Below are 20817 nucleotides of genomic sequence, written 5' to 3' on the forward strand. Positions count from 1 at the left end.
ATCGGGCGAGTTCGGATTACGGTCAGCTTATGCGGGTTGCGCGGCCTCGGTCGCGCCCCATCGGACGGATGTACCGCCGCTCCGCGGTCGCTGGAAGGGAAGTCCACGGCCATGATCCGCTGGATGGTCAGCACCAGTCTCAAGTTCCGCCTCCTGATCCTGCCGCTCGCGGCGGCGCTGCTGATCCTGGGCGCGGTACGGCTCAAGAGCGCGCCCGTGGACGTGCTGCCCGAGTTCAGCGCCCCGCGGGTGGAGGTGCAGACCGAGGCGCTCGGCCTGTCCGCGGAGGAGGTCGAGCAGCTCATCACCGTGCCGCTGGAGTCCGATCTGCTCAACGGCGTCGCCTGGCTCGACCACATCAACTCCGAGTCGGTCCCCGGGCTCTCCTCAGTGGAACTGATCTTCGAGCCGGGCACCGACGTGTACCGGGCCCGGCAGATGGTCCAGGAGCGGCTGACCCAGGCCGGCGCGCTGCCCAACGTGTCCAGCCCGCCGGTGATGCTGCAGCCGCTGTCGTCCACCAACCGCGTCATGATGGTCGGCCTGACCTCGAAGGACGTGCCGCTCACCGAGATGTCGGTGCTGGCCCGCTGGGTCATCAAGCCGCGCCTGATCGGCGTGCCCGGTGTGGCCAACGTGGCCGTCTGGGGCAACCGCGAGCGGCAGCTGCAGGTGCAGGTGGATCCGGCGAAGCTGCAGCAGAACGACGTGACGCTCAACCAGGTCATCGCCACCGCCGGCAACGCGCTGTGGGTCTCCCCGCTGACCTTCCTGGAGGCGTCGACGCCGGGCACCGGCGGCTTCATCGACACCCCGAACCAGCGCCTGGGCATCCAGCACGTGCTGCCCATCCGCACCCCGGAGGACCTGGCCAAGGTCACCCTGGAGAGCCAGGAGGGCGACAAGAAGCTGCGCCTGGGCGACGTGGCGACGGTGGTCGAGGACCACCAGCCGCTCATCGGCGACGCGCTGGTGGAGAGCGGCCCCGGCCTCATGCTCGTGGTCGAGAAGCTGCCCGGCGCGAACACCGTGCAGGTGACCAAGGACGTGCAGGCGGCGCTGGCCGCGATGAAGCCCGGCCTGACCGGCATCGAGATGAACACGAATGTGTACCAGCCGGCCGCCTTCATCGACCGGGCGCTGGACAGCTCCGTCCTGGTCTCGGTGCTCGGCCTGCTGCTGCTCGCGCTGGTGCTGGCGCTGTGCTTCTGGGAGTGGCGCACCGCGCTGACCGCGTTCCTGGCGGTCGTGGTGTCGGTGGCGCTGGCCTGGGTGGTGCTGAGCTTCGCCGGGTACGGGCTGAACCTGATGCTGCTGGCGGGCATCGTGCTCGGGGTGGTGTTCGCGATCGCGGACGCGGTCGGCGACGTCCGGCACATCGCGGGCCGGCTGCGCGAACGGCGGCTGTCGGGCAGCGAGGAGCCGGTCGGCCGCGCCATCTTCAACGCGGCGCTGGAGGTGCGCAAGCCGACGGCGTACGCCACCGTCATCGCCCTGGTCGCGGCCGCGCCAGTGCTGCTGCTGCCGGAGCTCACCGGGCTGTTCTTCCGCCCGCTGGCCCTCGGTTTCGTCGCCGTCGTGCTCGCCTCGACCGTGGTGGCGCTGACCTTCATCCCGGCCATGTCGCTGGTGCTGCTGCGCGACACGGCCCTGGAACGGCACTCCTCGCCGCTGCTGCGCTGGGCGCACGGCTGGTACCCGAAGTCGCTGTCGCCGGTGCTGCGGACGCCCGTCATCGCGTACGGGCTGGCCGGGCTGGTCGCCCTCGGCGGTGTGCTGGCTCTGTTCCAGCCGCTGGCCCAGAGCGTCATGCCGTCGCTGCGCGAGCGCAGCCTGCTGGTGCACTGGGACACCACCCCCGGCACCTCCGGCATCGAGATGACCCGGATCACCGAGAAGGTGAGCAAGGACCTGCAGGCGCTGCCCGGGGTGCAGGCCGTCGGCGCGCACCTGGGCCGGGCCATCACCTCCGACCAGGTGGTGAACGTCAACTCCGGCGAGCTGTGGGTCAACATCGACCCGGCCGCCGACTACGGCGCGACCCGCGCCGCCATCGCCTCGCTGGTGAAGAGCTACCCGGGGCTGGACACCGACGTGCTGACCTACCCGGAGGAGCGGATCACCCAGCTGCTCGGCGGTGACGAGGAAGCCGTGGTGGTGCGGGTGTACGGCCAGGACCTCGACGTGCTGCGCAGCAAGGCGGCCGAGGTGCAGCAGATGCTGGGCACCGTCGACGGCGTGGTCAACCCGACTGCCGACCTGCCCGTGGAGGAGCCGACGGTGCGGGTCAAGGTGGACCTGGCCAAGGCGCAGCAGGCCGGCATCAAGCCCGGTGACGTACGCCGGGCCGCCGCCGCGATGCTGTCCGGCATCCAGGTCGGCAACCTCTTCGAGGACCAGAAGGTCTTCGAGGTCGTGGTCTGGGGCGCGCCGACCGTGCGCAACAGCCTGACCAGCATCCAGGACCTCAAGATCAACACTCCGGCGGGGCAGCAGATCCGGCTCGGCGACGTCGCCGACGTGTCGATCGCGCCGAGCCCGACCGTCATCGAACGCGACTCGGTGTTCCGGTACGTCGACGTGAGCGCCGGCATCAAGGGCCGCGACTACCGGGCCGTGGTCGACGACGTGCAGGACAAACTGGGCGCCATCCCGTTCCCGCTGGAGCACCACGCGGAGCTGCTCGGCGCGTACGAGCACCAGCAGGAGAACCAGAACCGGCTGCTGCTGGTCGGGCTCGCCGCGCTGATCGGGATCTTCCTGCTGATGCAGGCGGCGATCGGCAGCTGGAAGCTCACCGCGCTGGCGTTCCTGACGCTGCCGGTGGCGATGGCCGGTGGCCTGATCACCGGGCTGATCACGGGCCTGTCGGCGATCACGACGCTGACCGCGCTGGTCGCGGTGGCCGCGATCACGGCCCGGTTCGTGCTGCAGATGATCGGCCACATGCAGGGCCTCGAACGGCAGGGCGCGGAGCCCTTCGGCCAGGGCCTGGTCACCCGGGCGGCCCGGGAGCAGGCCGGCTCGATCCTGGTCACCGCGGTGAGCACGGCCGCCCTGCTGCTGCCGCTGCTGCTGCTCGGCGGCCGGGCGGGCATGGAGCTGCTGCGGCCGGTCGTCCTGGTCGTGCTCGGCGGCCTGGCGGTGGCCGTGCTGCTCGCACTCTTCGCCGTCCCCGCGCTGTACCTGCGCTTCGGGGCCGGCTCGCAGCGCGAGGACCTCGCGCTCTACACCGAACCACGGTTGGGGTGACACGACGATGAAGCACCATTTCGGCGAGAGGCTCGACCGGTGGACGGTCGGCGGCCTGCTGGTCGGCCTGCTGGTCGTCGGGGCGCTGGGCGTCGCCGCGGCCAAGGGGGTGCCCACGAGCACCTCGACGCCGGCCAAGCCGGCCAAGGTGGAGGCGATCGAAGGCAGCAAGGTCAAGAAGGTCACCCTCACCGAGGAGGGCGCGGGGCGGCTCGGCCTGACCACGGTGCCGCTGACCGAGGCGGCGGGGGTCAAGACCATCCCGTACTCCGCGCTGATCTACCTGCCGGACGGCACCACGTGGACGTATGTCGAGACCGCGCCGCACAGCTTCCAGCGGGAGCCGATCACCGTCACCAAGATCGAGAATGACCAGGTGCGGCTGTCCCAGGGACCCGCGGCGGGGGCCAAGGTGGTGTCGGTCGGCGCGGCCGAGCTCTACGGCGCCGAGACCGGCATCGGCAAGTGACGGGGGCGGCGCGGCCATGATGCGGTGGATCGTCGGATCGAGCCTGAAGTTCCGGGCCCTGGTGGTCGCGATCGCCTGCGGCATGATGTTCTTCGGCGTCGGGCAGCTGCGCGACATGCCGGTCGACGTGTTCCCGGAGTTCGCCCCGCCGCGGGTCGAGGTGCAGACGCCCAGCCTGGGCCTGTCCGCCGCGGAGGTGGAGGCGCTGGTGACGGTGCCGCTGGAGCAGGCGCTCAACGGCGTGGAGGGGCTGGCCGACATCCGGTCCAAGTCGGTGTCCCAGCTGTCGTCGATCGTGCTCATCTTCAAGCCGGGCACGGACCTGCTCAAGGCCCGCCAGCTGGTGTCCGAGCGGCTCAACGAGGCCTCGGCCATGCTGCCGACCTGGGCCAGCCCGCCCGTCATGCTGCAGCCGCTGTCGTCGACCAGCCGCGTCATGAAGATCGGGCTGTCCTCGGACAGCCGGTCCGTGATGGAGATGTCGATGGTCTCCTACTGGACCATCCGCAACCGGCTGCTGCGCGTGCCCGGCGTCGCCAACGTCGCCATCTGGGGCGAGCGCATGCAGATGCTGCAGGTGCAGGCCGACCCGGCCCGGATGAAGGCGCACGACGTGTCGCTGGACGAGGTCATGGAGGTCACCGCCGACGCGCTCGACGCGGGCCTGCTGCGCTACTCCGACGGCGCGGTGATCGGCACCGGCGGCTATCTGGAGACGCCGAACCAGCGCTTGGCGATCCAGCACGTGCTGCCGATCGTGACCCCGCAGGACCTGGCGCAGGTCCCGGTGGCCGAGCGCGACGGCAAGAAGGTGCTGCTGGCCGACGTCGCCACGGTCAAGGAGGACCACCAGCCGATGATCGGCGACGCGGTGATCAACGGTGGGCCGGGTCTCATGCTCATCGTCGAGAAACTGCCCTGGGGAAACACGCTGGAGGTGACCGAGGGCGTCGAGGCGGCGATGAAGGAGCTCGCGCCGGGCCTGACCGGCATCACCGTCGACACGACGATCTTCCGGCCGGCCACGTTCGTGGAGACCGCCATCCACAACCTGGGCCGGGCCCTGCTGCTGGGCTGCCTGCTGGTGGTGCTGGTGCTGGCGCTGTTCCTGTTCGAGTGGCGCACCGCGCTGATCAGCGTGGTCGCCATCCCGCTGTCGCTGGTCGGTGCGGGCCTGGTGCTGCACGCGTTCGGGTACGGCATCAATACCATGATCCTGGCGGGGCTGGTGATCGCCGTCGGCGTGGTGGTGGACGACGCCATCATCGACATCGAGAACATAGTCAGACGGCTGCGCCAGGCCCGGCGGGCCGGTGCGGACGACTCCGTGCCGACGACCGCCCGACTGATCCTCGACGCCTCGCTGGAGGTCCGGGGCCCGATCGTCTACGCCACGCTGATCATCATCGCGTCGGCCGTGCCGATCTTCTTCCTCGAAGGCCTGACCGGCGCGTTCTTCCGGCCGCTGGCGCTGGCCTACATGCTGGCCGTGCTGGTGTCCATGGTGGTCGCGCTGACCGTGACCCCGGCCCTGGCGCTGATCCTGCTGCGCAAGGCGCCGCTGGAGCGGCGGGAGTCGCCGCTGGTGCGCTGGCTGCAGAAGGGCTACCAGTCGGCGCTGAGCCGCATCACCAAGCGCCCGGTGCGAGCGTACGCCCTGGTCGCGGTCATGACCCTGGCCGGCCTCGCGGTGCTGCCGGGCCTGGGCCAGGCGCTGCTGCCCTCGTTCAAGGAGCGCGACTTCCTGATGCACTGGGTCACCGAACCCGGGGCGTCGCATCCGGAGGAGGTGCGCATCACCGAGCAGGCCAGCAAGGACCTCATGGCCATTCCGGGGGTACGCAACTTCGGCGCGCACATCGGCCAGGCGCTCATCGCCGACGAGGTGGTCGGGGTCAACTTCGGCGAGAACTGGATCAGCATCGACCCGGACGCCGACTACGACGAGACCCACAAGAAGATCGAAGCGGTCGTCAACAGCTACCCGGGCCTGGTCCGCGACGTGCAGACCTACCTCAAGGAGCGGATCCGCGAGGTGCTCACCGGTTCCGGCGACGCGATCGTGGTGCGCATCTACGGCGAGGACCTCCAGGTCATGCGGGAGCAGGCCGACAAGGTTCTCAACGTGCTGTCCGGCATCGACGGCGTGGTCGACGAGCACATCTCGCTGCAGAAGCAGGTGCCGCAGATCGAGGTCGAGGTCGATCTCGCCAAAGCGCAGCAGCTCGGCATCAAGCCCGGTGACGTGCGCCGCGCGGCGGCCACGCTGATGGCGGGCGAGGAGGTCGGCGACGTCTTCCGCGACGGCAAGGCCTACGACGTGCAGGTCTGGAGCACACCGGAGACGCGGTCCAGCGTCACCGCGATCCGGCAGCTGCCGATCGACGTGCCCGCCGGCGGCACGGTGCCGCTGAGCGAGGTGGCCGACGTGCGCATCGCGTCGACACCGAACCAGATCGAGCACGACGGCACCCTGCGCAAGATCGATGTCGACGCCAATGTGAAGGGTCGCGACCTGGGCTCGGTCGTGGGCGAGCTGGAAGAGAAGATGCAGACGGTCGACTTCCCGCGTGGCCACTACGCCCAGATCCTGGGCGAGTACGCCGAGCGCCAGGCCGCCGACCGGCGACTGGCGATCTACGCCGTGCTCGCGGGCGTCGCCATCTTCTTCCTGCTCCAGGCGTCGTACGGCAGCTGGCGGCTGGCCGCGCTGTCCTTCCTCACCCTGCCCGCGGCCCTGGTCGGCGGCGTGCTCGCGGCGTTCCTGACCGGCCGGGTGATCTCGCTCGGCTCGCTGGTGGGCTTCTTCACGGTGCTGGGCATCGCGGCCCGCAACGGCATCCTGATGATCAACCACTTCCAGCACCTGGAACGCGAGGAAGGCGAGCCGTTCGGGCTGGAGCTGGTGCTGCGCGGCGCGCGCGAGCGGCTGTCGCCGATCCTGATGACCACCCTGGCCACCGCCCTGGCGCTGGTGCCGCTGGTGGTGCTCGGCAACCTGCCGGGCCACGAGATCGAGTACCCGATGGCCGTGGTCATCCTCGGCGGCCTGGTCACCTCGACCCTGCTGAACCTGTTCGTGCTGCCCGCGCTGTACCTCAAGTTCGGCAAGGGCCGCCGCGACGACGCCCTGGACGCGGGCCCGACCTCGCCCACCGAACCGTCGGGTCCGCGGCACGCCGCCGCGACGCCGCCCACCGGGCCGTCGCCCACCATGGCCATGGGCCGGACACCGGCCGGCCGGTGGTGGCCGCGCGGCGTGCCGAGGAGGACACCGGGCGGCGCGACAGCCCGCGCGGCCCCGCCGCACGGCGGCCCGTGCCCGGAGGCGGCGCGGCGCTCGGCGGCCCCTCGCGGGACGCCCCCGGGCGGGCGGCTGCGCACGATCCGGGTGAGGTTGCGTCTTGCCTGATCACCGGGTGCGGGGCTGGCTGGCCTTCGGGGCGGCCGCGACGCTGGTCGGCCTGTGGGTGCTCGCCGGCATCACCGACGACGTGGTCGCGCACGAGGAGCTGAGCAGCGGAGATCCGCCGGTCGCGAGTTGGCTGGCGGATCACCGCACGCCCTGGCTGACCCGCTGCATGCAGGTCGTCACCTGGCTGGGCAGCGGCTGGGTGACCGTGCCGCTGCTCGTGCTGGCGGCGCTGCTGCTGCCGCTGTGGCGGGACCGGCGGCGCACCGTGGCGCTGGTGCTGGCGGTGTCGGTGGGCAGCGCCCTGCTGGTCACCGCGGGCAAGCTGCTCACCGTGCGGCCGCGGCCCGTCGTCGGCGAGGTGCTGACCACCGCCACCGGGTACGCGTTCCCGTCCGGCCACAGCGCGCAGGCCGCCGCCGCGTACGGCATGCTCGCACTGCTGGTCAGCCTGCGCGTGGGGCGGGCGGCGAAGCCGCTGGTCTGGCTGGCGGTGACGGCCGTGGCGCTGCTGGTCGGCTTCTCCCGGCTGTACCTCGGCGTGCACTGGCTCACCGACGTGCTCGCCGGCTACGCCCTGGGCACCTGCTGGCTCGCCACGGTGGTCGCGGCGGCGATGCTGCACGACCGCCTACGCGCCGCTTCCCGCCCTCGGGTGAACGTCTGACCTGGACTGATTCGGCCTCATCGGGGCTCGCGGTGTGCCAGGGTGCTTACGGGGACGGTGCTGCCTGAACTCGCGGCGGACATCGTCGGGCAGCCCTGCGGCGTGCTCACGCGCCGCCGGGACGGTGTGCCGGTGCCGTCTGCACCGGCAGGCGACGGTGTCGCGCGACGAAGGAGATCGACATGGATCAGCTCAAGTCCCATGCGGAAACACGGACGACCGCCACCGCGCCGCCGGGCGCCGAGCGGCCCGTCCGCGCCACCCGGCGCTGGCTGGCCGAACGAGACCGGCTGGAGGCGGCCATCGCCGAGACCGGCGTCGACTTCGACCAGCCCCGCTCCATCTACTGGAACGCCGCCTGCGGCGTGGAGGCGGGGGCCGACTTCGCCGCCATCCGCGCCCGGGTGCGCCGGTACGCCGACTTCGCGCCCACCTTCGAGGCCGTCGCCCGCCGCCGCGAGGCGCGCGCCGAGGCCGCCGCCGCCGACGGGCACCAGATCACCGCCCGCGACAACTACTTCATGGCGGCCGTGCACTGGGGCGCGGCGCAGTGGCCGATCCACAGCGACGACGAGGTCAACCGCTTCTACCACCGGCGCAAGCGGGCCTGCTTCGCGCACTACGCCGAGCTGGCCGACCACCGCATCGAGGCGGTGACCATCCCGTTCGCGGGCGGGGCGCTGCCCGCCTGGTTCCACCTGCCGCCCGGCTACCACGGCGGCCGGCTGCCGGTGGTGATCGCGGTGCCCGGCATGGACAGCTTCAAGGAGGCCACCGTCGCGCTGCACGGGGACCGTTTCCTGGCCCGCGGCTTCGCGGTGCTGGCGATCGAGGGGCCGGGGCAGTACGAGGCCGCGATGATGGGCATCCACACGACGGTGCCCGCGTGGGCGCGTACCGGCACCGCCTGCGTGGACTGGCTGTCCCAGCGCGAGGAGGTCGACGCGTCGCGCATCGTGCTCAGCGGCATCAGCTTCGGCTCGTTCGCCGGGACCATCGCGGCCGCGCACGAGCCCCGGATCAAGGCGTGCGCGGTGATGAACACCTGCCACCAGCCGGGCTGGTCGGCGGCGTTCGAGCAGGCCTGGCCGACGTACAAGATGCGCTTCATGTACATGTCGGGGCACACCGACGAGGACGCGTTCGACGCGTTCGCCCGGACGCTGACCTGGGAGGGCCACGCCGAGCTGCTGAAGATGCCGTACCTGGTGCTGGCCGGGGACCGCGACGAGCTGAGCCCGCTGGAGTGCAGCGAGGCGCTGCTGAGCAGCGTCGCCGGGCCGAAGCAGCTGGTGGTGTACCAGGACTCGCGGCACTCGATCGGCGGCGTGCCCGCGGCGAACCTGGGCCCGTTCGCGCCGACGCTGGCCGTGGACTGGCTGGTCGACCGGCTGCGCGGGGTGCCGCTGGCCAGCGAGCGCTGGTACGTCGACCACGGCGGCAAGGTGACGAAGACCCCGCTCTGACCGCCGGCCCGGTCCGGCGTCGAAGACGCGCCGCTCAGCGCGTGCCGCGCGTGGGGAAGGGCACCTTCTACATCGCGGAGCGATGTGAAGGTGCCCTTCCTTTTGTGCACTAGGCGACCTGGATGGGGCGCATCATCTCGTTGTCCTCGTGCTCGAGCATGTGGCAGTGCCAGACGTAGCGGCCGGGGCGGTCGAAGACGGCCTTGACCCGGGTCACCTCGCCGGAGTGGGCCAGCACGGTGTCCTTGCGGCCGGACTCCCAGGACTCGGCCGGGCGCGGCTTCGGCGGGATGCCGAAGGGCTGCCGGCTGACCACCTCGAACTGCACCTGGTGCAGGTGCACGGTGTGCGAGTGGTCGGTGAAGTTGAGGATCTCCCAGGTCTCGCTGCGGCCCAGCACCGGCTTCTCGGTCGGCGCGTCGTGCCAGCGCAGCGGGGTCTGGGTGCGGTCCGGCGCGACGGTGCCGAGCGTGGCGACGCGGTGGTTCACGCCGGTCAGCGCGGCCGAGGGCAGCTCGTCGAGCAGCACCCGCCAGCTCGCCGCCGAGTCGGGCAGCTTCGGCGCGGCGGGCAGGGTCAGGTGCTCCGGCGGCACGCTGGTGTCCGTGCCCCGCAGCGGGACCACCAGCAGCTTCATCACCTGGCCGGTGGTGGCGATGTTCGCGGGCTGGTAGTCGGTGCCGAGCACCCCGGCCGCGTACGGCACGTCCGGCGCCTCGTTGATCACGAAGAGTTCGGCGCCCTCGGCCAGCCCAGTCAGGTCGACGACCACGTCGGCGCGCTCGCCCGGCCCGAGCAGCAGCTGCTCCAGCCGCACCGGCTCGCGCAGCCAGCCGCCGTCGGAGCCGATCTGCCAGAACGGCACCGCCGCGCTAGCCGGGCGCGGCGCGGTCGCACTGGCCGCGATCTTCAGGATCAGCGAGCGCGAGTTGCTGCCGTTGAGCAGCCGGAACCGGTAGCGCCGCGGCTCGACGGCCAGCTGCGGCCAGGTGCGGCCGTTGACCACGATCGCGTCGCCGAGGTAAGCCGGGTTCCAGATCGGGGCGATGTCGCTGGCCGGCACGTACGGGCCCGCGAACGCGTCGTGGAACAGGCTGCGGCTGTCCGGGTAGTACAGCGATCCGTCGGTGCGGAACGAGCGGTCCTGGATGACCAGCGGGATCTCGTAGTGGTGGGTGCCGTCGGGGTCGTCGGGGCCGGGCGCGGGACCGGGCAGGGTGCCCTCGGGCAGGTCCTGCTCGCCGCCGCGGATCAGGTAGAAGCCGACCGGGCCCGCGTACACGTTGAGCCGGGTGAGGCCAAGGGCGTGGTCGTGATACCACAGCGTGCCCGGGGACTGGTCGTTGTCGTAGCGGAACACGGCCTGGCCGGGCTTCCAGCGCGGGCCGTAGCCCTCGGCCTTCTCCCGCATGTCGGCGTAGTCCGAGCCGGTGGTGGCGAAGCCGCGCGGCATCGGGGCGTCGGGCAGGTACCAGGCCGTCGGGTAGCCGTCGGCCTCCTCCGCGGCGTGCGCGCCGTGCACGTGCGTCACGATCGGCACCGGACCCGTGTAGCGCGGCGGCGTCTTGGCGAAGTCGGCGGGCATGTCCCGGTGCGCGACGCCGCCGGCCGGGTTGGCCCAGTGCAGGGTCGGGTCCACGGGCAGCAGGTGCGGCCGGGCCCGGCCCCTGGCGTCGATCAGCCCGTTGATCCAGGTGACCTCGACCGGGCGGTCGGTGCGCGCCTCGATGGTGCGCGCGGGGTAGCCGAACGTCTTCGGGTGGGCCGCGGAGCCGTAGCCCCACACCGTGGTCTGCGGCATGCCCGGCGGCAGGATCTGCTGGCGGAACTGGCGCACCTCGACGGCGTACCGGTCGGCCTTGCCCTTGGTGGAGACCGCCGGCATGGCGGCCGGGATCGGCAGCCGCGTCTTGTACTTGTGGATCCTGGAAGCGTCGAGCTTGCCTGCGGCCATTGCCGCGGCCGCGGCGCGAGCGGCGCTCGCCGGGGCCGGTATCAGCATGGCCGCGCCGGACAGCACGCCGGTGGTGAGAAGTTGTCGTCGGGAAGGCATCGGTCGCCCTTCGGTCGCGATGTCGGGAGACCTGGCGACCGGCACAGGACTGGGAACCCAATTTGTCCGATTTGCCAGGAACTCCGCCACCCTAACCACCGACATCCACCAGCCCAAACAGGCGCACCGGAGGCTCCATACGCGAAGATCGCCGTCTCCGGTCGGAAGGTGAGGTCGGACCTCGGGTTCTGACCGGAAACGGCGATCTTCGTCGCGGCGCTACGGGGCGGTGACCACCACGGCGGCGTTGAAGCCGCCGATGCCGCGGGCCAGCACCAGTGCCCGGCGCAGCGGTGCGGGGCGGGCGGCGTCGAGGACCAGGTCCAGGTCGCGGCAGCCGGCGGCGAGCGTGCCGACGTTGACGGTCGGCGGGATGACCTGGTCGCGCAGGGCCAGCAGGGCCGTGGCGACGTCGAGCCCGCCCGCCCCGGCCGCGAGCCGCCCGGTCATCGTCTTCGGCGCGGTCACCGGCACCCGGCCCGCGCCGAACGCCCCGGTCAGCGCCTGCGCCTCGACGAGGTCCAGCGCGGGGACCCCGGCCGCGTCGGCGAACACCACGTCCACGTCGGACGGGGCGCAACCGGCGTCGGCCAGCGCCAGCTCGATCGCGCGGCGCAGGCCGGGCGGGCGGGCGGAGCCGGGGGCCGGGTCGAAGGTGGCGGCGTAGCCGCTGATCTCGCCGTACACCCGGGGCGCGGCCCGGCGCTCGGCGGCTTCGCGCTGCTCGACGACGAGGATCGCCCCGCCCTCGCCCGGCACGAAGCCGTTCGCGTCGGCGTCGAAGGGCAGGTAGGCCCGCGCCGGGTCGTCGGATTCGCTGATCTGCCCGGTGGCGAGCTGCCCGATCCAGCCCCACGGGCACAGCGAGCCGTCCACGCCGCCGGTGATCGCCAGCGCCGTGCCCGCGCGCAGGTGGCGGCGGGCCTGGCCGATCGCGTCGAGCCCGCCGGCCTGGTCGGTGACGACGACGCCGCTGGGGCCGCGCATGCCGTGCCGGATGGAGATCTGCCCGGTGTTGACCGCGTAGAACCAGGCGAACGACTGGTACGCGCTGACGTGGTCACCGCCCTTTGACCACAGCTTCTCCAGCTCCTTCTGCCCGAACTCGAAGCCGCCCGCCGAACTCGCGGTCACGACGCTCATGTCGTACTCGCCGAGCGACGCCGGGTCGACTGCCGCGTCGGCCAGCGCCGTCGCGGCGGCGGTCAGCGAGAACCGGGTGACGTGGTCGGTCTGCGCCAGCAGCCGGTCCGGCAGGTGGTCGGCGGGGTCGTAGTCGCGGATCTCCCCGGCCAGCCGGGACGGGTACTGCGCCGGGTCGAAGCGCGCGATGCGGCCGATGCCGCCGCGCCCCGCCAGGGTGGCCTTCCAGTACGTCTCGGTGTCCAACCCGGTCGCGGCGATCACGCCGATTCCCGTCACCACCGGAGCCTCGCTGGCCTTCTGCCCGCTTTGCTCGTCGGCGGCCTGGCCAGTGCCGATGAATCGCTCGCCGCGCTCGCTCATCGGGCGTCTCCTTCCGGGCGGGCCAGCAGCATGGCGCTCTGGAAGCCGCCGAAGCCGCTGCCTACCGACAGCACCGCGTCGAGCCTGCGGTCGCGGGCCTCCAGGGGCACGTAGTCGAGGTCGCATTCGGGGTCGGGCTCGTGCAGGTTGGCCGTGGGCGGCACGACGCCGTTGGTGATGGCCAGCGCGCAGGCGGCGACCTCGATCGCGCCGATCGCGCCGAGCGAGTGCCCGACCATCGACTTGATCGAGCTCATCGGGGTGGCGTACGCGTGCTCGCGCAGCGCCAGCTTCACCGCCGCCGTCTCGTGCCGGTCGTTCTGCTTGGTGCCCGAGCCGTGCGCGTTGACGTAGCCGATCGCGGTCGGGTCCATCCGCGCGGTGTCCAGGGCGTTGCGGATCGCCTCGGCCATCTCCCGGCCGTCGGGGCGCAGCCCGGTCATGTGGAAGGCGTTGCAGCGCGAGGCGAAGCCGACGATCTCGGCGTACACCGGCGCGCCGCGGCGGCGGGCCCGCTCCAGGTCCTCCAGCACGAACATGGCCGAGCCCTCGCCGAGCACGAACCCGTTGCGGCTGTTGTCGAACGGCCGGGAGGCGTGCGCCGGATCGTCGTTGCGCGGCGTGGTCGCCTTGATGGCGTCGAAGCAGGCCACGGTGATCGGGGAGATCGGCGCGTCGCTGGCCCCGCCGACCACCACGTCGGCGCTGCCCTCGCGGATCAGCTCGGCGGCGTACGCGACCGCGTCCAAGCCGGACGTGCAACCGGTGGACACCACGGCCGCCGGCCCCTCGGCCCCGACCGACCAGGCCACCTCGGCGGCGAACGAGCCGGGCACGTAGTAGTCGTACAGGTGGGGCGAGGTGCGGGCGTTGTCGACCAGCCAGCGCCGGCCGCGCTCGGAGGCGATGACGTACTCGCGCTCCAGGCTCATCGTCGCGCCGACCGCGCTGCCGACCACGGTGCCGATCCGGCCCGGGTCGAGTTCGGCGAGCTCCAGGCCGGCGTCGGAGACGGCCTCGGCGGCGGCGACCACGGCGAACTGGGCCGCGCGGTCCATGCGCAGGGTCTGCGCGGGGGTGAGGCCGTACGCGGCCGGGTCGAAGTCGCACTCGGCGGCGACCTGGGACCGGAACGGCGAGGGGTCGAAGAAGCTGATGGTGCGGGTCGCGGTACGTCCTGAGGTCAGCAGCTCCCAGAACGCCTTGGCGCCGATGCCGCCCGGCGCCACCACGCCCAATCCGGTGATCACGACACGTCGATGCATGGACGCCTCCTGCGGGGTCGGTGGACCTGCGTCGAGCGTCGCGCGCGCCGACTTGAGTCCGGCTTGAGAAATCGGCTGGTCAGGCGAGGCCGCGGCCGGCCGTGACGAGTTCGGCTCCGGCGCTCTCCCAGGTCCACGCGGTGTCCAGGGCGGACGCCGTGTCCAGCACCGGGTCGGCGGTGAGGATGGCGTGCTGCACGCGCTGGATGCGCCGGGAGGGCTCCAGGCCGAGCTCGTCGATGAGCACCCCGCGCAGCCTGCGGAAGGCCTCCAGGGCGTCGGTGCGCCGGCCCGCCCGGTACAGCGCGATCATGTACTGGGCCTGCAGGTCCTCGTGCAGCGGATGGCGGGCGGCCAGGCAGCCCAGCTCGCCCAGGATCTCCCGGTGCCGGCCGAGCTCCAGGTCGGCGTCGATGCGCTGCTTCCAGGTGGCCAGGCGGGCCTCCTCCAGGCGCAGCGCCTCGACCCGCAGCACGGGCCCGAGCCGCACGTCCACCAGCGCCGAGCCGCGCCATACGGCCAGGGCCGCGCCGAGCAGCCGGGACGCGTGCGCGTGGTCGCCGCAGAGCTGGGCGAGCCGGCCCTGGTCGGCCAGGCGCTCGTACTCGTGCAGGTCCAGCGACGAGCCGTCCAGGTGCAGCTGGTAGCCGTCGGCGTGGGTGACCAGCAGCTCCCGGGCCACCCGGGCCGGGTCCATCGCGCAGGTGCGGGCCAGCATCCGGCGGATCTGCAGGATGTAGGTCTGCAGCGTGGTGAGCGCGCTCGCGGGCGGCTCGTCGTCCCACAGCTCGGTGGTGAGCAGGTCGATCGGCACCACCCGGTCGGCGTGGATCAGCAGCAGTGCCAGCACCTTGCGCGGCTTGGGCGCGGTCAGATCACCCGACATCCCGCCGCTGCGCAGGTCCAGCGGGCCGAGTACTCGACATTGCATGTCCACCCCCGAATGGCTCGTCGCGCTCGCGATGTGCGAATGCCGCCTCCACCACTATTAGTGCTGGAGAGGGGCTATCTGTCCCATTTGCCGTAACTGAGGGTGATCTTTCCGGCCGGTGCGCCGCCCGCCCGCATCCGCCCGCCGTGATCGCGGCGTGGTGGCTTGACCTGGGCATTCAAGTCGCTTTCCACCGGTTCTCAAGTGGCCGGCTGCGACGGTTCTTGGCAGACCGGTTCGCCGCGGATGACCGCGTGCGGCCGAAATCCCCACCACGGCCCGTAGAGGAGCGCCGATGTCCAAGAACAAGGTGTACACCGAGACCCAGCGCGCGGAGGTCGCCGCGCCGGCCGCGGTCGCCTTCGAGCTCATCAACGACCTGCGGCACTGGCCGCAGTTCTTCCCGGACGGCGTGCACGCCGAGCCGGACGCCGACGGGGCGAACGTGCGCTGGTGGGCCCTGGAGGGCGAGGGCGTACGTCAGTGGAGCACCACCCGCACCATCGACAAGGCCGGGCTGCGGGTCGTCACCGAGCAGCGCGACTGCGCCGCCCCGCTGGTGTCGGTGCGCACCGAGTGGACGTTCGCGCCGCAGGGCGAGCAGGCCTGCGAGGCCGAGCTGACGATCACCGTGACCGCCGCGCCGGGCGCCGAGGGCGCGGACGCCGCCGCCGCGCAGCTCGAAGGCGCGCAGGAGATCGTGTCCCGGGTCAAGGGCCTGGCCGAGCGCTGGGACGAGCTGGAGCAGCTGGTCATCTCGTTCGAGGACCCGCTGTTCATCGCCGGGCAGCCGCAGCAGGTCTACGAGTTCCTGTACGCGGCCGACAAGTGGCCCGAGCGGGTCCCGCACGTCACGGCGCTGTCGATGACCGAGGACCAGCCCGGCGTGCAGTTCTTCGACATGGACACGGTCACCCCGGAGGGCCGCGCGCACACCACCCGCTCGGTGCGCGTCTGCCTGCCGCACAAAATCATCTACAAGCAGATCGGACTGCCGAAGCTGCTCGACGCGCACACCGGGCACTGGCACTTCGTCGAGACGCCCGAGGGCGTGACCGTGCACGCCCGGCACACGGCCACCATCAAGCCGTCGGCGCTGAACCTGCTCGGCGAGGACACCACGGTCGCCGACGCGCGCCGCTACCTGCGCCGGGTGCTCAGCACCAACTCGCTGCAGACGCTGCGCCACGCGCAGGCGTTCGCCGAGGAGCCGGCCAGTGCCAAGTAGCGCCGACGCCGACCTCGTCGCCGCCGAGCGGGCGCTGGCCGACGCGCTCGCCCGCTCGGGCGGCACCCTCGACGGGCTGCTGCGCCGGGCGGCGGCGAGCGCACCGCACCGCATCGCCGTGCAGACCGGCTCGCGGGCGATGACGTACGCGGAGCTGGACGCGGCCGCCGACGGGTTCGCCGCCAAGCTCAGCGCGCTGCTCCCGCGGGACGCGACGCCGCCGCGGCCAGGACTGCCCGGCCCGGTCGTCGGCGTGGCCGGGGCGCTGCACCCGGCGTTCGCGGTGGCCTACTACGGCACGATCCGGGCGGGCCACGTGTGCGCCGTGATCAACCCGCTGCAGGGCGAGGAGGAGCTGGCGTACGCGCTGGAGTCGGCCGGGGTGCAGGTGCTCGTCGGCGTCGCCGACATGGCAGACAAGCTGCAGCGCATCCGGCTCGACCTGCCGCGCCTGGCGCACGTGTTCTACCTGGACCGTCCGGGCGAGCACTGCGTGCCGGCCGCGGGCGCCCCGGCGGGCCGGGCGGCCCGGTTCGAGTCGCCGGTCGACGACCCGGACCAGGTGGCGGTGCTGCAGTTCACCAGCGGCACCACCGGGCGGCCCAAGGCGGTGCTGCTCACCCACCGCAACCTGGTCTACAACGCGGCCCAGGTGGCGGCGGTGCACGGGCTCGGGCCGGACACGGTCACGCTCAACCACCTGCCGACGTACCACCCGATGCACCTGAACTCGGCGGTGAGCGCGGCGTCCACCCAGGTGCTGTGCCCGGACGCCGACCCGACGGCCGCCGTCGCGACGGCGGCCCGCAGCGGCGCGACGCACTTCTACAGCCTGCCGGTGCGGCTGGCCCGGATGGCGGCCGATCCACGGCTGCCCACCTGGCACATGCCGGGGGTGCGGGCCATCCTCTCCGGAGGGTCCGCGCTGGCCCCGGCCGCCGCGGCCCGGCTCTGCGCCGGGCTGGGGGTCCCGGTCATCCAGGGGTACGGCCTGGCCGAGACCTCGCCACTGACCCACTGCGACCGGATCGACCGGCCGTCGGCGGGTTCGGTGGGGCGGCCGGTGCTCGGCACCGAGTGCCGGGTCGTCGACCTGGACACCCGGCAGCCGCTGCCCACCGGCACCCCGGGCGAGGTGCAGTTGCGCGGGCCGCAGTTGATGGCGGGTTACCTGACCCCGGACGGGGTGCAGCGCCCGTACGACGCCGAGGGCTGGTTCGACACCGGCGACGTGGGACGGCTCGACGACGACGGCACGCTGTTCCTCGTCGACCGGCTCAAGGACGTCTTCAAGTGCGACAACTGGCTGGTCTCACCCGTGGAGCTGGAGCGGGTGATCATGCGCCATCCGGCGGTGACCGACTGCATGGTCGTCGACATGCCGCACGAGTACCGCGGCGCGGTCGCGTACGCCCTGGTCGTCACCGACGACGAAGAGGTCGGCGCGGACGAGATCGTCGCGTTCGTGAACGGCGGCCTGCCCGAATACCAGCACCTGCACGGCATCGAGCTGGTGCGGGAGATCCCGCGCTCGCCCAACGGCAAGGCCCGCCGCCGGGACGTGCGCACCCGAGTACACGAGCGGCAGGGCGCCGCCCACACCCGAAGGAGCGACCACATGGTCACGTTCATCAACAAGATCACCGTCAACGGCGACGTCGCCCGGTTCGAGCAGGCGCTGGAAGAGATCTCGGCGTACATGAGCGCGCAGCCGGGCTTCATCGGCCGCCAGTTCTACCGCTCGCGCCGCCAGCCCGAGGTCTTCATCGAGACCGTGCAGTGGGCCGACGCCGCCGCGCACGCCAAGGCCGTGCAGACCCCGGGCTTCCGGGAGCAGGTCATGAAACTCGCCGGGCTGGCCGTCCCGGAGCACGACCTGTACGACGCGGTCGACGAGCACGCCCCGCTCGCCACCCGCTGAGCCCTGTGCCCATGCCGAAACGGAAGGGAGCGCGTCATGAACGACTTCACCATCGAGGACGTGCGGCGCATCCTGCGCGATGTCGCAGGGGCGGACGAGAGAGTGGACCTGGACGGGGACATCGCCGACACCAGCTTCGCCGACCTGGGGTATGACTCCCTGGCGCTGCTGGAGACCACGGCCTGCCTGCAGCGCGACCTCAACATCCGCCTGCCCGACGACGCCGTGCTGGCGGTGAGCACGCCCGGACAGCTGATCGACCTGGTCAGCTCCACCCGGACCGGGGCTCTGTCATGAGCGAAATGACGGCCGGACCGGGCGAGCTGCCCGGTCCGGCCGGGCCGGAAGCGTCCTGGGTGTCGTGCAAGCGCTGCCAGGCCGTCGTGTACGGCAAGCGGCTGGCCCGCAGCAACGGCATCTGCCCCCAGTGCGGGCACTGCCGCCCGCTGGGCGCCTGGGACCGGCTGGCCCTGCTGGCCGATCCCGGTTCGGTCGAGCCGCTGGACCTGGCCGCCGACGCCGCCGACCCGCTGCGTTTCGTCGACGACAAGCCGTACCCGCAGCGCATCGCCGAGGCGCGGCAGTCGACGGGGCTGGTCGAGGCGGTGGTGTGCTGCCGGCTGCGGATGGCCGGCACCCCGGCGATCGCCGCGGTGATGGACTTCCGCTTCATGGGCGGCAGCCTGTCCGGCGCGGTCGGCGAGCTGATCACCTGCGCGGCGGAGACCGCGCTGGCCCAGCGGCTGCCGCTGCTGCTGGTCACCGCGTCCGGTGGGGTGCGCATGCAGGAGGGCGTCATCGGCCTGATGCAGATGGCCAAGACCGCGCAGGCGCTGCACCAGCTCGACGAGGCGGGGCTGCCCACGGTCTGCCTGGTCACCGACCCGACCTACGGCGGCGTGGCCGCCTCGTTCGCGATGCTCGGCGACGTCGTGGTCGCCGAACCCGGCGCGCGGCTGGGCTTCGCCGGGCCCCGGGTCATCGCCCAGACCATCAAGCAGGAGCTGCCGGCCGGCTTCCAGACCGCGGAGTTCCTGCTGGACCGCGGCTTCCTGGACCTGATCTGCCCGCGCCCGGCGCTGCGCCACCGCATCGGCCGGCTGCTGGCCATCGGCACCCGCCGGGACGCGGTGCCGCCCGCCCCGGTCGAGGGCGGCGCGTACACCGTGGTCCGCGATCCGGGGCTGCTACCCGAGCGGCGGGCCTGGGAGGCGGTGCGCCGGGCGCGCAACGTGGCCCGCCCGACCACCTCGGACTACCTCAGCATGATCCTCGACGACTTCGAGGAGCTGCACGGCGACCGGGCGGGCGGCGACTGCCCGGCGATCATCGGCGGGGTCGGCCGGCTCGGCGGAACACCATTGGTCGTGATCGGCCACGAGAAGGGCCACACGACCCGCGAGCTGGACCGCCGCAACTACGGCATGCCGGGGCCGGCGGGCTACCGCAAGGCCGCCCGGCTGCTGCGGCTGGCCGCCAAGTGGGGCCTGCCCGTGCTCACGCTGGTGGACACGCCCGGGGCGTACCCGGGAGTGGACGCCGAGGAGCAGGGCCAGGCCACCGCCATCGCGGAGAACCTGCGCCTGATGGGCTCGCTGCCCGTCCCGGTGGTAACCGTGATCACCGGCGAGGGGTGCAGCGGCGGCGCGCTCGGCATCGCCGTCGCGGACCGCGTGCTGATCATGGAGAACGCGGTCTACACCGTCATCAGCCCCGAGGGCTGCGCGGCGATCCTGTGGCGCGACGCCGCCGCGGCGCCCACCGCCGCCCAGGCGCTGCGCGTGGACGCCCGCTCCCTGCTCGAACTCGGCGTGGTGGAAGCGGTGATCCCGGAACCGCCGGGCGGCGCGGAAGCCGACCACGCCGCCGCGGCCGCCGCGCTGCGCGCCGCCGTCCATGCCGAGCTGGCCGACCTCGCGGGGCTCGACCAGAGCCGCCTTGTCGCGCAGCGGCGGGCCCGCTTCCGCCGGTTCGGCAGCTCGCGCCGGCCCGACGAGGCCGTACTGATCCCGACCGAAGGAGGTTCGTGGTGACCGGTCTGCTCGATCCACACCTGCGCGTGCCACCCGTTCCGGTGGACACCGCGGACGCATGCCCCCTGCACGGCCCGCTGCCCGACTCGGGCCGCACCGTCGCCGACGACCTCGACGACGTACGCCGCAGCGCCCAGCAGCTGCTGTCCGGCGTGGACCGCCAGCCCAGCGCGCTGCGCATCCGGGCCGGCGACGTGCTCGTCGAGCTGGAATGGGCCGGCGAGCCCGCGCCGCCCGCCGAGACGGCACCGGTCACCGCGGTCGTCCAGGCCGTCGCCGGGACCGCCAACGGCACCCCGGCCGGGGCAGCCGCCGCGGCGGCGGTGGGCCACGTGCCCGCTCCCGCGGCTCCCGCCGGCGACGGCTTCGTCGACGTCTGCGCCGGCACCGTGGGCACGTTCTACCGGGCCGCGGAGCCGGGCACGGCCCCGTTCGTCACCGAGGGCGACCAGGTCCGGCGGGGCCAGCAGGTGGCGATCATCGAGGTGATGAAGCTGATGATCCCGGTCGAGGCGGAACGCGACGGGAAGATCGTCGCCGTGCACGTCCCGGACGGCACCTCGGTGGAGTACGGCGACCGGCTGCTCACCATCGCCCCGGCGACCGGGCACTAG

The 20817-nt window shown here is 72.6% G+C and carries 14 protein-coding genes; 10 read left to right on the top strand and 4 right to left on the bottom strand.

What is annotated here, in order from left to right; translation table 11 throughout:
* Positions 1 to 123: 123 nt before the first annotated feature.
* The 5 genes from Cco03nite_RS01320 (at position 124) to Cco03nite_RS01340 (ending at position 9266) form a co-directional block, all read left to right on the top strand.
* Positions 124 to 3252: an efflux RND transporter permease subunit gene (locus tag Cco03nite_RS01320; protein WP_203688010.1), complete on the top strand. Its 3129-nt coding sequence runs from the start codon at positions 124 to 126 to the stop codon at positions 3250 to 3252.
* Between the two features lie 7 nt (positions 3253 to 3259).
* Positions 3260 to 3721 carry an efflux RND transporter periplasmic adaptor subunit gene (locus tag Cco03nite_RS01325; protein WP_203688011.1) on the top strand — a complete coding sequence of 154 codons (462 nt, stop codon included), beginning with the start codon at positions 3260 to 3262 and terminating at the stop codon, positions 3719 to 3721.
* A gap of 16 nt (positions 3722 to 3737) precedes the next feature.
* On the top strand, positions 3738 to 7133 hold the full coding sequence (locus Cco03nite_RS01330; RefSeq protein WP_203688012.1) for an efflux RND transporter permease subunit: 3396 nt from the start codon (positions 3738 to 3740) through the stop codon (positions 7131 to 7133).
* Complete coding sequence (locus Cco03nite_RS01335; protein WP_203688013.1) at positions 7126 to 7800, top strand: phosphatase PAP2 family protein; 675 nt, start codon at positions 7126 to 7128, stop codon at positions 7798 to 7800. The genes Cco03nite_RS01330 and Cco03nite_RS01335 overlap by 8 nt, the downstream gene beginning before the upstream one ends.
* Before the next feature lie 182 nt (positions 7801 to 7982).
* Complete coding sequence (locus Cco03nite_RS01340) at positions 7983 to 9266, top strand: alpha/beta hydrolase family protein (protein ID WP_203688014.1); 1284 nt, start codon at positions 7983 to 7985, stop codon at positions 9264 to 9266.
* A 109-nt stretch (positions 9267 to 9375) separates the two neighbouring features.
* On the opposite strand, the gene Cco03nite_RS01345 is transcribed toward Cco03nite_RS01340, so the two are convergent.
* The 4 genes from Cco03nite_RS01345 to Cco03nite_RS01360 form a co-directional block, all read right to left on the bottom strand.
* Positions 9376 to 11319: a multicopper oxidase family protein gene (locus Cco03nite_RS01345; RefSeq protein WP_203688015.1), complete on the bottom strand. Its 1944-nt coding sequence runs from the start codon at positions 11317 to 11319 to the stop codon at positions 9376 to 9378.
* A 219-nt stretch (positions 11320 to 11538) separates the two neighbouring features.
* The gene (locus tag Cco03nite_RS01350) at positions 11539 to 12825 is read right to left on the bottom strand and encodes a ketosynthase chain-length factor (protein WP_203688016.1); all 1287 of its coding nucleotides are present in this window, start codon (positions 12823 to 12825) and stop codon (positions 11539 to 11541) included.
* On the bottom strand, positions 12822 to 14090 hold the full coding sequence (locus Cco03nite_RS01355; protein ID WP_203688017.1) for a beta-ketoacyl-[acyl-carrier-protein] synthase family protein: 1269 nt from the start codon (positions 14088 to 14090) through the stop codon (positions 12822 to 12824). The genes Cco03nite_RS01350 and Cco03nite_RS01355 overlap by 4 nt, the downstream gene beginning before the upstream one ends.
* A 79-nt stretch (positions 14091 to 14169) precedes the next feature.
* The gene (locus Cco03nite_RS01360; RefSeq protein ID WP_203688018.1) at positions 14170 to 15021 is read right to left on the bottom strand and encodes an AfsR/SARP family transcriptional regulator; all 852 of its coding nucleotides are present in this window, start codon (positions 15019 to 15021) and stop codon (positions 14170 to 14172) included.
* Between the two features lie 295 nt (positions 15022 to 15316).
* On the opposite strand from Cco03nite_RS01360, the gene Cco03nite_RS01365 reads away from it, so the two are divergent.
* The 5 genes from Cco03nite_RS01365 to Cco03nite_RS01385 are packed head-to-tail and all read left to right on the top strand — an operon-like array spanning position 15317 to position 20817.
* Positions 15317 to 16249 carry an SRPBCC family protein gene (locus Cco03nite_RS01365; RefSeq protein WP_203688019.1) on the top strand — a complete coding sequence of 311 codons (933 nt, stop codon included), beginning with the start codon at positions 15317 to 15319 and terminating at the stop codon, positions 16247 to 16249.
* Positions 16239 to 18170, top strand: a complete 1932-nt coding sequence (locus tag Cco03nite_RS01370; protein WP_203688020.1) for an AMP-binding protein — start codon at positions 16239 to 16241, stop codon at positions 18168 to 18170. The genes Cco03nite_RS01365 and Cco03nite_RS01370 overlap by 11 nt, the downstream gene beginning before the upstream one ends.
* Positions 18171 to 18206: 36 nt before the next feature.
* Positions 18207 to 18467, top strand: coding sequence for an acyl carrier protein (locus tag Cco03nite_RS01375; protein ID WP_203688021.1), 261 nt, complete (start codon positions 18207 to 18209; stop codon positions 18465 to 18467).
* A 5-nt stretch (positions 18468 to 18472) separates the two neighbouring features.
* Positions 18473 to 20203 (top strand): acetyl-CoA carboxylase carboxyltransferase subunit alpha, encoded by a 1731-nt coding sequence (locus Cco03nite_RS01380; RefSeq protein ID WP_203688062.1) that lies wholly within the window; start codon positions 18473 to 18475, stop codon positions 20201 to 20203.
* Positions 20200 to 20817 carry an acetyl-CoA carboxylase biotin carboxyl carrier protein gene (locus tag Cco03nite_RS01385; protein WP_239167023.1) on the top strand — a complete coding sequence of 206 codons (618 nt, stop codon included), beginning with the start codon at positions 20200 to 20202 and terminating at the stop codon, positions 20815 to 20817. The genes Cco03nite_RS01380 and Cco03nite_RS01385 overlap by 4 nt, the downstream gene beginning before the upstream one ends.

Source organism: Catellatospora coxensis, assembly GCF_016862635.1.
Classification (GTDB): Bacteria; Actinomycetota; Actinomycetes; order Mycobacteriales; family Micromonosporaceae; genus Catellatospora; species Catellatospora coxensis.

Coding starts and splice junctions, on each gene's coding strand:
- Cco03nite_RS01320 (WP_203688010.1), top strand. CDS start 124: ATGGTCAGCACCAGTCTCAAGTTCCGCCTCCTGATCCTGCCGCTCGCG.
- Cco03nite_RS01325 (WP_203688011.1), top strand. CDS start 3,260: ATGAAGCACCATTTCGGCGAGAGGCTCGACCGGTGGACGGTCGGCGGC.
- Cco03nite_RS01330 (WP_203688012.1), top strand. CDS start 3,738: ATGATGCGGTGGATCGTCGGATCGAGCCTGAAGTTCCGGGCCCTGGTG.
- Cco03nite_RS01340 (WP_203688014.1), top strand. CDS start 7,983: ATGGATCAGCTCAAGTCCCATGCGGAAACACGGACGACCGCCACCGCG.
- Cco03nite_RS01345 (WP_203688015.1), bottom strand. CDS start 11,319: ATGCCTTCCCGACGACAACTTCTCACCACCGGCGTGCTGTCCGGCGCG.
- Cco03nite_RS01350 (WP_203688016.1), bottom strand. CDS start 12,825: ATGAGCGAGCGCGGCGAGCGATTCATCGGCACTGGCCAGGCCGCCGAC.
- Cco03nite_RS01355 (WP_203688017.1), bottom strand. CDS start 14,090: ATGCATCGACGTGTCGTGATCACCGGATTGGGCGTGGTGGCGCCGGGC.
- Cco03nite_RS01360 (WP_203688018.1), bottom strand. CDS start 15,021: ATGCAATGTCGAGTACTCGGCCCGCTGGACCTGCGCAGCGGCGGGATG.
- Cco03nite_RS01365 (WP_203688019.1), top strand. CDS start 15,317: ATGTCCAAGAACAAGGTGTACACCGAGACCCAGCGCGCGGAGGTCGCC.
- Cco03nite_RS01375 (WP_203688021.1), top strand. CDS start 18,207: ATGAACGACTTCACCATCGAGGACGTGCGGCGCATCCTGCGCGATGTC.
- Cco03nite_RS01380 (WP_203688062.1), top strand. CDS start 18,473: ATGACGGCCGGACCGGGCGAGCTGCCCGGTCCGGCCGGGCCGGAAGCG.